This window comes from Actinokineospora cianjurensis (genome assembly GCF_003663795.1).
Taxonomy (GTDB): domain Bacteria; phylum Actinomycetota; class Actinomycetes; order Mycobacteriales; family Pseudonocardiaceae; genus Actinokineospora; species Actinokineospora terrae.
Window position 1 is genome coordinate 1,960,298 of record NZ_RCDD01000001.1, and the last position, 14,696, is coordinate 1,974,993.

At 72.5% G+C, this 14,696-nt stretch carries 1 protein-coding gene; it reads left to right on the forward strand.

All coding sequences use genetic code 11. From position 1 onward, the window contains the following. The first annotated feature begins 54 nt into the window (after positions 1–54). Positions 55–14,658 (forward strand): type I polyketide synthase, encoded by a 14,604-nt coding sequence (locus tag CLV68_RS34995; protein WP_246009733.1) that lies wholly within the window; start codon positions 55–57, stop codon positions 14,656–14,658. The last annotated feature ends 38 nt before the right edge of the window (positions 14,659–14,696 follow it).

Genomic DNA, 14,696 nt, shown 5'->3' on the forward strand with positions numbered 1-14,696 from the left:
GGCGGGCAGGCGGGATTTGTGCGCGGACGTCGGCCCTGGAGAAGGTGGCATCGGGTGACTGACGAGAAGAAGTATCTGGAATACCTCAAGCGCCTCACCGCCGACCTGCGCCAGGCCCGCCGCCGACTGCGGGTGGCCGAGGACAGGCCGCACGAGCCGATCGCCATCGTGGGCATGGCCTGCCGCTACCCGGGCGGGGTCACCTCCCCCGAGCAGCTGTGGGACCTGGTCGCGCAGGGTCGGGACGGGGTCTCGCCGTTCCCCACCGACCGCGGCTGGGACGTCGTGTTCGACGACGACCCCGACGCGCCGGGGACCAGTTACGCGCGTGAGGGCGGGTTCGTCCACACCGCCGCCGAGTTCGACGCCACCCTGTTCGGCATCTCCCCGCGCGAAGCGGTCGCGATGGACCCCCAGCAGCGCATCTTGCTGGAGACCGCGTGGGAAGCCGTAGAGCGCTCCGGTTTCGACCCGCTGTCGTTGCGCGGTAGCCGTACCGGCGTGTTCATCGGTTCGTCGTCTTCCGCTTACGGGGCTGGCCTTCGAGAGTTACCGCCAGGTGCAGAAGGCCACCTGCTCACCGGCAACGCCCCTAGCGTCGTCTCCGGTCGTGTCGCCTACACCCTGGGGCTAGAAGGCCCTGCCGTCACCGTTGACACTGCCTGCTCCAGCAGCCTTGTCGCGCTTCACCTGGCTGTGCAGGCATTGCGCGCCGGTGAATGCGACCTGGCGCTGACCGGCGGCGTCACCGTGATGACCTCCCCGGGCATCTTCACCGAGTTCAGCCGCCAGAAGGGTCTAGCCGCGGACGGCCGCTGCAAGGCATTCGCCGCTGCCGCCGATGGGACGGGGTGGGCCGAGGGTGCGGGCGTGCTGGTCGTAGAGCGGCTCGCCGACGCGAAGGCGCGAGGGCACCGGGTCCTCGCTGTAGTGCGCGGCACCGCAGTCAACTCCGACGGCGCCTCTAACGGACTGACGGCACCCAACGGCCCCTCCCAAGAGCGGGTCATCCGCGCCGCGCTCGCCAACGCCCGTCTTGCCCCGGCCGACGTCGACGCCGTTGAGGCGCACGGCACCGGTACGACCCTCGGGGACCCCATCGAGGCGCAGGCGCTGCTGGCCACCTACGGGCAGGACCGCGACCGCCCGCTGCGGCTCGGGTCCGTGAAGTCCAACCTCGGCCACTCCCAGGCCGCCGCCGGTGCCGCCGGGATCATCAAGGTCGTCCAGTCGCTGCGCAACGACCTGCTGCCCAAGACCCTGCACGTCGACACCCCCACCCCGCACGTTGACTGGGCGGCGGGCGCCGTCGAACTGCTCACCGAGCCGTCGCCGTGGCCGCGCGACCCCGCGCGCCCGCGCCGCGCCGGGGTGTCGTCGTTCAGCGTCAGCGGCACCAACGCGCACATCGTGATCGAGGAAGCCGAACTCGAGCCAGCCGAGGCCGAGCCGGTCGCGCCGCCCGCCGTTGTGGCCTGGCCGGTCGCCGCCCGCACCGGCGACGCCCTGCGCGCCGCCGCCGCCACTCTGTCCGGTGTGGACGGACGGCCGGTCGACATCGCCTGGTCGTTGGCCACCGGCCGCGCCGGGTTGGAGCACCGCGCCGTGGTCGTCGGTACCTCGGTCGACGAACTCCGCGCCGGTCTTGCCGCCGTCGAGCGCGACGAGTCCGCGGTGAACGTGATCACCGGGATCGCCCGCGCCGAGGCGGCCCCGGTGTTCGTCTTCCCAGGTCAGGGCTCGCAGTGGGCGGGCATGGCCACCGGCTTGCTGGCCGGTTCGCCGGTGTTCGCCGCGCGGATGGCCGAGTGCGCGCACGCGCTGTCCCCGTACGTCGACTGGTCGCTGCTCGACGTCGTCCGCGAGGGCGACCTGGACCGGGTCGACGTGGTCCAGCCCGTGCTGTGGGCGGTGATGGTGTCGCTGGCCGAGCTGTGGCGCTCGGTCGGGGTGACGCCCGCGGCCGTGGTCGGGCACTCGCAGGGGGAGATCGCGGCGGCGGTGGTCGCCGGGGCGTTGAGCCTGGCCGACGGCGCGCGGGTGGTGGCGCTGCGCAGCCAGGCGATCGCGGAGGTGCTCGGCGGGACCGGCGGCATGGTGTCGCTCGCCCTGCCGCACGAAGAGGCCGCCACGCTGGTCGAGCGGTGGCCGGGCCTGTCGGTGGCCGCGGTCAACGGGCCGCAGTCCACTGTGGTGTCCGGTGACGTTGCCGGGCTGGACGAGCTGTTGGCGCACTGCGAGGACGCGGGCGTGCGTGCGCGGCGGGTGCCGGTGGACTACGCGTCGCACTCCGCGCACGTCGAGCGGCTGCGCGACCGGCTGGACTTCGCCGGTCTGACACCCAGGTCGGCCGAGGTGCCGTTCTACTCGGCGGTGACCGGCGGCATCGTCGACACGGCCGCGCTCGACTCGGACTACTGGTACCGCAACCTGCGGGAAACCGTGCGGTTCGACCAGGCCACTTCAGCGGTGCTGGCGGCAGGGCACACCGTGTTCATCGAGGTCAGCGCGCACCCGGTGCTCACCGTCGGCCTGCAGGACACGGCCGCCGTCGCGCTGGGCACGTTGCGCCGCGACGAGGGCGACCTGCGCCGGTGGATCACCGCCGTCGCCGAGGCGCACGTCGCGGGTGTGCGCGTCGACTGGTCGGTCTTCGCGGCCGGTGGTGTGCAGGTAGACCTACCGACGTATCCGTTCCAGCGGCAGCACTACTGGCTATCGGCCCCTGTGGTCGCGGCCGAGTCCTGGCGCTACCGGGTCGACTGGAAGCCATTCACGCCCGGCCAGGGCGCGACGGGGACCTGGGCCGTGGTGCGGACCGAGGGCGTGGACGGACAGTGGTGCCTTGACGCGTTGGCGGCTAGAGGCGTCGACACGGTCGAGATCGTGCTCGCGGACGATGACCTCGACCGGTGGACCCTGGCCGAACGCATGCGCGAGGTCGGTTACCCAGACGGTGTCGTGTCCCTGCTGGCGTTCGACGGCCGACCGCACCTCGACGACGACGCGGTCACGATCGGCGTCGGTGGCACCCTCACCCTCGTTCAGGCTCTCGGCGATGCTGGGGTAACCGCGCCGCTGTGGTGCGTCACGCGCGGGCTAGACGATCCGATTCAGGCCCAGGTGTGGGGCCTCGGTCGGGTCGCGGCGCTAGAGGCGCCTACGCGATGGGGCGGGCTGGTTGACCTGCCTTCCGGAGGCGACCCCACCGCGCTCGTGGCTGTGCTGGGTGGCAGCGAGGACCAGGTGTCCGTCCGAGGGTCGAGTGTCTTCGGTCGACGGTTGGAGCGGTTGGCTGAGCCACGCGCCACGGCGCCGTTGAAGCTGTCTGGGCCCGTGCTGGTCACCGGCGGCACTGGAGCCTTGGGGGCTTCGGTTGCGCGATGGCTGGTCGGTAGGGGTGCCTCCGTCGTCCTGGCCAGCCGTCGCGGGATGGATGCCCCGGGCGCGGCAGAGCTATCGGCTGAACTGGGTGCACCGGTCGTGGCGTGCGATGTCGCTGACCGGGCGTCTCTGGAAGCGGTCCTGGCAGAACACTCCGTGGTGGGTGTCGTGCACGCCGCCGGGGTGGATCACTCGGTGCCGTTGGACGAGACGGACGTTGCCGAGTTCGCCGACGGGCTGCGCGCGAAGGTCCTCGGCGCCGCGAACCTCGACGCACTCCTGAGCGATGCCGAACTCTTCGTCCTCTTCTCCTCGATTGCCGGAGTCTGGGGTAGCGGCAACCAAGCCTCTTACGCCGCCGCGAACGCCTACCTCGACGCTCTCGCTGAGTCTCGGCAGGCACGCGGCCTGAGGGCGACCTCTATCGCGTGGGGAGCCTGGGCGGACGCCGGTATGGCAACCCGAGGCGGTGCGGGTGAGTACCTCAGGCGCCGGGGCATCAACCCGATGTCGCCGCAGCGCTGCCTGGCCGGTCTGGCCGCCGCCGTCGACGCGGGTGAGACGGCCGTGACCATCGCCGACATCGACTGGACCAGGTTCGTCCCGACCTTCACCACCTCGCGGCCCAGCCCGCTGCTCGCCGCGTTCGCGCCGGACGTCGTCGTCGCCTCGGACGTGCCCGCGGGGGCGCCGCTGGTCCGGGCGCTGGCCGACCGCACCCCGGCCGAGCGGCGACGGCTCGTCGTGGACGCCGTGCGGCACGAGACCGCCGTGGTCCTCGGCTATTCCGACCCGGTCGACTCGGACCGGCCGTTCAAGGACCTGGGCGTCGACTCGGTCACCGCCGTCGAGGTCCGAAACCGGCTCACCGCCGTTGCCGGGGTCGGATTGCCCGCCACCGTGGTTTTCGACTACCCGAACCCGGTCGCGTTGGCCGACTTCCTGCTGGCCGAACTCCACCCGGAGGACACCGCTACCGCGAACGCGGTGACCCGGGTCGGCCACGCGGAGTCGGACGGCGTGGCCATCGTCGGGATGAGCTGCCGCTTCCCGGGTGGCGTGGACAGCCCGGAAGCGCTGTGGCGGCTGGTCCGCGACGAGGTCGACGGCGTTTCCGTCTTCCCGACCGACCGCGGCTGGACCGTCGACGGGCCGTACGCGCCGGAGGGCGGGTTCGTCTACGACGCGACCACTTTCGACGCGGACCTGTTCGGGATCTCCCCGCGCGAGGCCGCCTCGATGGACCCGCAGCAGCGAGTGCTGCTGGAGGCCGCGTGGGAGGTGTTGGAGCGCGCCAACATCGACCCGTACTCCCTGCGCGGCACCGACACGGGTGTGTTCGTCGGCGCCTCGGCCTCGGGCTACGGGGTCGGGATGAACACCGCCAGCGGGTCCGAGGGGCACTACCTGACGGGCACGTCCAGCAGCGTCATGTCGGGCCGGGTCGCTTACACGTTCGGGCTTGAGGGCCCAGCGGTCACTGTGGACACTGCCTGCTCGTCCAGCCTCGTCGCGCTGCACCTGGCGACGCGGGCGTTGGCGGCGGGGGAGTGCGGGATGGCACTCGTCGCCGGGGTCGCGGTGATGACCAGCTCGGACATCTTCTCGGAGTTCAGCCGCCAGAACGGGCTCGCCGGTGACGGGCGGTGCAAGTCGTTCGCGGGTGCCGCCGACGGGACCGGCTGGGGCGAGGGGGTCGGCGCGCTGCTGATCATGCCGCTGGCCGAGGCGCGGCGGCAGGGGCGCGACGTGCTCGCCGTCGTGCGCGGGTCCGCGGTGAACTCCGACGGCGCGTCGAATGGCCTGACGGCGCCGAACGGTCCGTCACAGCAACGGGTGATCCGGGCGGCGCTGGCATCGGCCGGGCTGTCCGCGTCCGATGTGGACGTTGTCGAGGGGCACGGGACGGGGACCCGGCTCGGCGATCCCATCGAGGCGCAGGCGGTGCTGGCGACCTACGGCCAGGACCGGGCCGTGCCGCTGTGGCTGGGGTCGCTGAAGTCGAACATCGGCCACACGCAGGCCGCGTCCGGGATGGCCGGGATCATGAAGATGGTCATGGCCATGCGGCACGGGGTCCTGCCGCGCACGCTGCACGTGGACGAGCCCACCCCGCACGTCGACTGGACCGCCGGGGCGGTGGAACTGCTCCGCGAGGCCCAGCCGTGGCCTGCCGGGCGGGTGCGCCGGGCGGGTGTGTCCGCGTTCGGGGTCAGCGGGACCAACGCGCACGTGATCATCGAGCAGGCGCCGGAAGTCGCCGACGAGTCCGTCCGACCGGCCGTTGCGGCGCCCTGGGTGGTGTCCGGCAAGACCGAGGCGGCACTCGACGCCCAACTCGGCGCTCTGGAAGCCCTGTCGCAGAACGCTTCCGACGTCGCCCACACCTTGGCGGTCGGCCGGGCGGCGTTGGGGCACCGGGCAGTCGTGCTCGACGGCGACACCGTCGCGCGCGGGATCGCCGAGCCGCACCGGCTCGGGTACCTGTTCACGGGTCAGGGGGCGCAGCGGCCGGGGATGGGCGAGGAGTTGCGGTCCGCGTTCCCGGTGTTCGCCGAGGCGTACGCCGCTGTCGTCGCCCGGGTGCCGTTCGGGGACGACCTGGACCAGACCGGCAACGCCCAGCCCGCGCTGTTCGCGTTGCAGGTGGCGCTGTTCCGGCTGTTGGAGTCGTGGGGGCAGGCGCCCGACCTGGTCATCGGGCACTCGATCGGCGAACTCGCGGCTGCCCACGTCGCCGGGGTCTTCTCGCTGGACGACGCGTGCGCCCTGGTCGCCGCGCGGGCCCGGCTCATGCAGGCACTCCCGCTGGACGGGGCGATGCTGGCGGTCGAGATCTCCGAGGCCGACCTGGCGGGCGCGTTCCCCGATGGCCTGCCCGCGGGCGTCGACCTGGCGGCGGTCAACTCGGATCGTTCGATTGTCCTATCGGGGGATCGTAGGATTGTTGAACAGTTGAATCGTAGTTTTGGTGAACAATCCCGGCGCACGAAGTCCCTGCGGGTCTCGCACGCCTTCCACTCGCACCACATGGACGCGATGCTCGCCGAGTTCGCCCAGGTCGCCGCCACCGTGACCTACCACGAGCCGGTGATCAGGATGGTCCCCACGGCGACAGGGGCCAGGGTCGACGCGGCCGAGTACTGGGTCCGGCAGGTGCGGGACACGGTGCGGTTCGGTGACGCGGTCGCCGGACAGGTCGCCGACTTCGTGGAGCTGGGCCCCGACGGGGTGCTGAGCGCCCTGGTCGAGGGACACGCGGCGCCGGTGCTGCGGGCAGGCCACGGCGAGGTCGAGAGCGCGGTCCGGGCACTTGCCGGGGTGTGGGTGCGCGGCGCCGAGGTCCACTGGGCGGAGGTCATCGGTGGCGGCGCGCCCGCGGACCTGCCCACCTACCCGTTCCAGCGGCAGCGGTTCTGGCTGGACACCTTCCCCGCGGTCATCGAGGGGGCCGACGACGAGATCGCGTTCTGGGCGGCTGTCGAACACGGGGACGTCAGCGCGCTGGCGGCCAGCCTCGACCTGGAGCAGGACGCCCTCGACGCCGTCCTGCCCGCGCTGACCGCGTGGCGGCGGAGCCGCGGCGATCGCTCCACTGTGGACTCGTGGCGGTATCGGACCACCTGGACCCCGGTGCACGAGCCGGAACGGGCCGAGCTCGGTACCTGGTTGGCCGTCGCGTGCCCGCAGGACGTCCGCGACGCGCTGCGCGGGCACGGTGCCGAGGTCGTCGAGCTCGACCTCACCGGCGACGAGACCGACCGCTGGAGCCTCGCGCAGCAGGTCTTGGGCGAGTTCGACGGCGTCATCGCGGGCACGCTCAGCGGTCCGCACCCCGAGTACCCGGACCTCCCCGCGGCCCTAGCGCTGCCGGTCCTGCTCATCCAGGCGCTCGGCGACGCGGGGAACACCGCGCCACTGTGGTTCGTGACCAGGGGAGCCCAGTCCGTCGGACGGGCCGACCAGCCGGTGGACGCCGACCAGGCCGCACTCTGGGGCTTGGGTCGGGTCGCCGCCCTGGAGTTCCCCAGCCGCTGGGGCGGGGTGGTCGACCTCCCCGACCAGTTCGACTCCCGCGCCGCCACCCGCCTGGTCGCCACCCTCACCCACACCGAGGACCAGGTCGCCATCCGCGGCTCCGGCGTCTACGCCCGCAGACTCACCAGGGCGGCAGCAGGCGCGGCGAACCCCTGGCACGCAAGGGGAACGGTCCTCATCACCGGCGGCACCGGCGCCCTCGCCGCCCGCGCCGCCGACCTGGCTCTCGACCGGGGTGCCGAACACCTCCTCCTGCTCAGCCGCAGCGGCCCCGATGCCCCACGCGCGCAGGAACTCCAGGCCAAGCACGGCGACCGGGTCACCATCAAGTCCTGCGACATCGCCGACCGCGAAGCCCTCGCCGACGCCATCGAGGGCCACGACATCACCGCCGTCTTCCACACCGCGGGCATGGTCGAGGCCGTGCCGTTGAGCGAGACCGGCCTCGGTGAGTTCGCCGACGTCCTGCGCGCCAAGGCAACCGGCGCCAGGAACCTGCACGAACTCCTGCCCACCGCCCACCTCGTCCTCTTCTCCTCCATCGCCGCCACCTGGGGGAGCGGCAACCAGGCCGCCTACTCCGCCGCGAACGCCTACCTCGACGGTCTCGCCGAGCACCGCCGCGCCCGCGACCTCCCCGTCACCTCCGTCGCGTGGGGACCGTGGGCCGGGGACGGCATGCTGGTCAGCGAAGACGCCGAGGAGTACCTGCGCCGTCGCGGACTGTCCGCTATGGACCCCGATTTGGCTATCGCGGCGTTGGCGAAAGCGCTCGACCACGGTGACACCACGGTCACCGTCGCCGATGTCGACTGGTCCCGGTTCACCCCTGCGTTCACCACGTCCCGCCCCAGCCCGCTGCTCGCCGAGTTCACCGAGCAGGCCGCCACGCCCGAGGTGAGGCCGGTCGACCAGGGCGACCTGCTCACCCTCGTCCGCACCAGCGCGGCCACCGTGCTCGGCCACCGCGACGCCGAGGCGATCGAGCCGACCCGCCCGTTCAACGACCTCGGGTTCGACTCGCTCACCGCCGTCGAACTGCGCGACCGCCTGGTCAGCGCCACGGGCCTGGCGCTGCCTGCCACCCTCGTCTTCGACTACCCCACGGCGAAAGCCCTCGCCGACCACCTCGCCGGTGACCTGCGCACGCCCGAGCAGACACCCACCACATCGGACCCCAACGAGCCGATCGCGATCATCGGCATGGCCTGCCGCTACCCCGGCGGCGTCAGCTCCCCGGACGAGCTGTGGGAACTGGTGCGCACCGGCGCCGACGGCATGGGGCCGTTCCCGACCGACCGGGGGTGGTGGCTCGACGGCCTCTACGACCCCGACCCGGACAACCCCGCGTCATCCCACGCCCACGAGGGCGGCTTCCTCTACGACGTGGCCGACTTCGACGCCGCGCTCTTCGGCGTGTCCCCGCGTGAAGCCGTGGCGATGGACCCCCAGCAGCGCCTGCTGCTGGAAGCGTCCTGGGAGGCGTTCGAGCGCGCGGGCATCAACCCGTTGTCGCTCAAGGGCTCCAGCACGGGAGTCTTCGCGGGAACCAACAGCCATGACTACATCTCGCTGCTCGCCGAGGCCCCGGAAGGCAGCGAGGGTTACCTGGCGACGGGCAGCTCGGCGAGTGTCGTCTCCGGTCGCGTCGCCTACACCTTCGGGCTTGAGGGCCCAGCGGTCACTGTGGACACGGCGTGCTCGTCGAGCCTGGTCGCGCTGCACATGGCGGTCCGGGCACTGCGGGGCGGCGAGTGCGACATGGCTGTCGCGGGTGGTGTCGTCGTCATGTCGACCCCAGGTGTGTTCACCGAGTTCTCCCGCCAGAACGGTGTCGCCCCGAACGGTCGCTGCAAGTCCTATGCGGACGCCGCAGATGGCACCGGCTGGGGCGAGGGCGTCGGTGTCCTGATCGTCGAGCGGCTCTCTGCCGCCCGGCGCAACGGGCACCGAGTGCTGGCCGTGGTCCGTGGCACCGCCGTCAACTCCGACGGCGCGTCGAACGGCCTGACCGCACCCAACGGGCCGTCGCAGCAGCGCGTGATCCGGGCAGCGCTCGCCGACGCCGGACTCACCACGTCCGATGTGGACGTCGTCGAGGGGCACGGCACCGGAACCCGGCTCGGTGACCCGATCGAGGCCCAGGCCCTGCTGGCCACCTACGGCCAGGAGCGGGAGACGCCGCTGTGGCTGGGGTCGGTGAAGTCGAACATCGGCCACACCCAGGCCGCGTCCGGCGTCGCGGGTGTGATCAAGATGGTGCAGGCGATGCGCCACGGCCTCCTGCCGCGGACCCTGCACGTCGACACCCCCAGCAGCCAGGTCGACTGGGCCGCCGGTGCCGTCCGGCTCCTCACCGAGCCCGTCAGCTGGACGGATCAGGGCAGGCCGCGCCGAGCGGGCGTGTCCTCGTTCGGTGTCAGCGGCACCAACGCCCACATCGTGCTGGAGTCGTTCTCCGACACCGAGGCGCCCGCTCCGGTCGAACGCCCGAGCGTGCCGTGGGTGCTCTCGGCGGACTCCGCCGAGGCACTGACGGAACAGGCGGGCCGTCTGTCCACAGCGGAGGCCCACCCGGTCGACATCGCCTGGACGCTCGCCACCACTCGGGCCGCGCTGCCCTACCGAGCCGTGGCTTTCGGCGAGGATGGACTGCGGGCACTCGCGGACGGCAGGCTGCTCGTCGGCACGGCCAAGTCCGCCGGTCCGGTGTTCGTGTTCCCCGGCCAGGGCTCCCAGTGGATCGGCATGGCGGTCGACCTGCTCGACGAACCGGCCTTCCGGGACCGCATCGAGCAGTGCGAACGCGCGCTCGCCCCGCACGTCGACTGGTCGCTGCTCGACGTCCTGCGCGGCGGCGACCTCGACCGGGTCGACGTCGTCCAGCCCGTGCTGTGGGCGGTGATGGTGTCGCTGGCCGAGCTGTGGATCTCCGTGGGCGTCCGGCCCGCCGCCGTGCTCGGCCACTCCCAGGGCGAGATCGCGGCAGCCGTCGTCGCCGGTGGACTGACGCTGGAAGACGGCGCCCGCGTCGTCGCCCTGCGCGCCAGGGCCATCGCCGAGCTGCTGTGCCCGCAGAGCTCCCCGCTCAGCGACATGCACCGCCAGTGGGAGGACTGCTGCGGCCTCAGCGGCGTCGAGGGCGGCATGGTGTCGCTCGCCGTCCCGCACGCCGACGCGCGGCGCCTGATCGAGTCCTGGCCGACCCTGTCCGTCGCCGCGGTCAACGGCCCACTGTCCACAGTGGTGTCCGGCGACGTCGATGCACTGGACGAACTGCTCGCCATCTGCGCCGACTGCGACATCAGGGCCAAGCGCATCCCGGTCGACTACGCCTCGCACTCCGCCCACGTGGAACGCGTCCGTGACCGCCTGCTCACCGACCTCGCCCCGATCACCCCGGTCACCGGCACCATCCCGTTCCACTCCGCGGTGACCGCTGCCGCCCTCGACACCGCGAGCCTCGACGCGAACTACTGGTACGACAACCTGCGCGACACGGTCCTGTTCGAGCAGGCGGCCGGAGGTCTGATCGACGCGGGCAGGACAGCGTTCCTAGAGGTCAGTGCGCACCCGGTGCTCACAGTCGGCCTCCAGGAGACGCTCGACGCTAAGGACGCCACCGGCACGGTTCTGTCCACTCTGCGCCGCGACGAGCCCGGCCGGTGGCTGACCGCGCTCGCCGAGGCTCACGTGGCGGGCATCGACGTCGACTGGACCGAGGTCCTGCGCGACTGGGGCGGCCGAGTCGTAGACCTGCCGACCTACGCCTTCCAGCGCCGCCGCTACTGGCCGAAGCCCGGCACCAGCACGGACGTCACCGCCGCCGGTCTCGTCGCCGCCGCGCACCCTCTACTCGGCGCCGCCGTCCCGCTCGCCGGTGACGAAGGCACCGTGTGGACCGGTCGGTTGTCCCTCGCGACACACCCGTGGCTGGCTGACCACGCCGTCAACGGTTCGGTGCTGCTGCCAGGAACCGCATTCGTCGACCTCGCCTTGCACGTCGGCGCGCACGTCAGCGAACTGACCCTGCGTGCCCCGCTCGCCCTGCCCGAGCGCGGTGCCGTCCACCTCCAGGTCCGCAGCGACGGCGTCGACCTGACCGTCCACTCACGACCCGAGACGGGCGGCGACTGGACCACCCACGCCACCGCGACGCTCAGCGACAAGACCATCACGCCCGAGTCGCTGCCGTGGCCGCCGACCGGCGAACCCCTGAACACAGAGGGCTTCTACGCCACACTCGCCGAGGCGGGATACGGCTACGGACCCACCTTCCAGGGTCTCACCGCCGCCTGGAAGGCCGGAAGCGACGTCTACGCCGAGGTCGAGCTAGCGGATCCGGGCAGCTTCGGCATACACCCCGCCCTGCTCGACTCCGCACTCCACGCCGCGTCCCTCGGTGGTCTTCTCGGCGGCGGCACCCTGCTCCCGTTCGCCTGGACCGGCGTCACGCTGCACGCCACCGGCGCCACCGCCCTGCGGGTGCGGATCAGCCCGCTCGGCGCCGACACCATCGCCGTCACCGCTACCGACCCGCACGGCACGCCCGTGATCACCATCGACGCCCTCGCACTGCGCCCGTTCGCCACCGCCCGTGACACCGAGTCCCTGTTCCGCGTCGACTGGATCCCCGTCGCCACCGGCGATCCAGTCGAGTTCACCACCTTCGACGACCTGACCGACGGCCCGGTCCCAGCGCACGTCCTCTGGTCCCCGACGATGTCGGACCCGGAAGCCGCGGCGCAGGAAGCCTTGGTCAGGGCCCAGGACTGGGCGATCGACGAGCGCTTCGCCGACTCCCGGCTGGTCCTGCTCACCCGTCACGCGGTGGGCACGGCTCCTGGCGAGGACGTCCGCGACCTCGCTGGCGCCGCCGTTCATGGCCTGTTCCGCTCGGCCGTGAGCGAGAACCCCGGTCGCTTCGGGATCGTCGACCTCGACGAGCACCCCGACTCCCGGTCCGCCCTCCCCGCCGCGCTCGCCGTGGACGAACCACAGGTCGCCATCCGGCGCGGCCAGGTGCTCGCCGCCCGGCTCGCCCGCGCCACCGCGCCCGACCTGGATCCCAGGCCCGGGACCAGGCTCGACGTGCTCGGCGACCGCACCATCGACAACCTCGCGTTCGTGCCGGACCCGTCGAGGGACCTCGGCCCGAACGAGGTCCGGGTCGCGATGCGGGCCATGGGCGTCAACTTCCGCGACGTCGCGATCACCCTGGGCCTGGTGCCCGACCAGCAGGGCATGGGCACTGAGGGCGCTGGTGTCGTGCTGGAGGTCGGCGCCGAGGTGTCCGATGTGGAGCCGGGCGACCGCGTGTTCGGCGTGTTCACCACCTGCTTCGGTCCGGAGGCCATCACCGACCGCCGGGCCCTTGCCCGGATGCGTCCGCAGTGGAGCTTCGCCGAGGCCGCCTCCGTTCCCACGCCGTTCCTCACCGCGTACTACGGCCTGGTCGACCTGGGCGGCATGGCCGAGGGCGACGCGGTGCTCGTGCACGCGGCCTCCGGCGGTGTCGGGATGGCGGCGGTCCAGCTGGCCAGGCACTTCGGTGCGGAGCCGTTCGGCACCGCGAGCCCGGCCAAGTGGTTGGCGACAGGTCTGGACGACGCGCACCTGGCGTCCTCGCGGTCGCTGGACTTCGAGGACCGGCTACGGGACGCGACCTCCGGCCGCGGGTTCGACGTCGTGTTGAACTCCCTGGCGGGCGAGTACGTCGACGCCTCGCTGCGGCTGCTCGCCGACGGCGGCCGGTTCATCGAGATGGGCAAGACCGACATCCGCGCCGGACTCCCCGGCTACCGGGCGTTCGACCTGGTCGAGGCCGGACCGGACCGGTTGGGCGTGATCCTGGCCGAGGTGCTGGCCCTGTTCGACCGGGGCGCGCTCGACCTGCTGCCGATCACCGGGTGGGACCTGCGGCAGGCGCCCGCCGCCTTCCGGCACATCGCTGGTGCGCGGCACATCGGCAAGAACGTCCTCACCCTGCCCGCCCCGATCGACCCGGGCGGCACGGTCCTGATCACCGGCGGCAGCGGCGTCCTGGCGGGCTTCCTCGCCCGGCACCTCGTCGACGTCCACGGGGTGCGGGACGTGTTGCTGGTCAGCCGCTCCGGCAACGCCCCGGCCGACATGCCCGAGCAGGCCCGCGCGATCGCCTGTGACGCCACTGATCGCGAGGCCCTCGCCAAGGTGCTCGCGGACGTGCGACTCACCGGTGTCATCCACGCCGCCGGGGTCCTCGACGACGGTGTGCTCGGCTCGCTCACCCCCGACCGCCTCGCCGCCGTGCTGCGCCCGAAGGTCACCGCGGCGCTCCTGCTCGACGACCTGACCGCGGGCCACGACCTGGCGTTCTTCGTGCTCTACTCGTCCGCATCGTCCACTTTGGGCACAGCGGGCCAGGCCAACTACGCAGCCGCCAACGCCGTTCTCGACGCCCTCGCCCATCGCCGCCGCGCCCGGGGCCTGCCCGGCCAGTCGCTCGCGTGGGGGTTGTGGGAGCAGGCGAGCACCATGACCGGGCACCTCGGCCAAGCCGCCAAGGCGCGCGCGGGCGGGACGATCACCGCCGCACGGGGGATGGCACTGTTCGACGCGGCGATCGCCCTGCCGGACGCGCACCTCGTGCCGATCAACCTCGATCTCAAGGCCGTCCGGGACGTCCCGCCGTTGCTGCGCGGGCTGGTCCGGCCGAGCGCACCGACCAGGGTGCGGGCCGGAGCCGCGAAGCCGGTCGACCTGGCCGAGCGGCTGGCCAGGCTGCCGGAGCCGGAGCAGCGCCGAACCTTGCAGGACATCGTCCGGGAGCACGCCGCCGCCGTCCTCGGTCACGGGGACGCGGGCGCGGTCGGTCCCGAGCGCGCGTTCAAGGAACTCGGCTTCGACTCGCTCACCGGGGTCGAACTGCGCAACCGGCTCGCGGGCGCGACCGGGCTGCGGTTGCCCGCCACGCTGGTGTTCGACCACCCGACACCGGTCGACCTCGCGGACCGGCTGTGGGGGGATCTGGTCAGCTCTGGCGACCCGGACGCCGCTGCCATCGCCGACCTCGACCGTCTCAGTGCGACAGTGGCCGCGCTCCCGGTGGGGGCCTTGGCCGACAGCGCGCTCGCGGACCGCCTGCGGGCGTTGCTGGAGACCGTGACCGGTGGCCCAGGGGTGGCCGGTCGGCTGGAGTCGGCCTCCGCCGACGCCGTCTTCGACTTCATCGACAAGGAACTCGGCGTGTCGTGACACCGGCCTGACCAGCAGCCCCGACCCGGACGGATGTG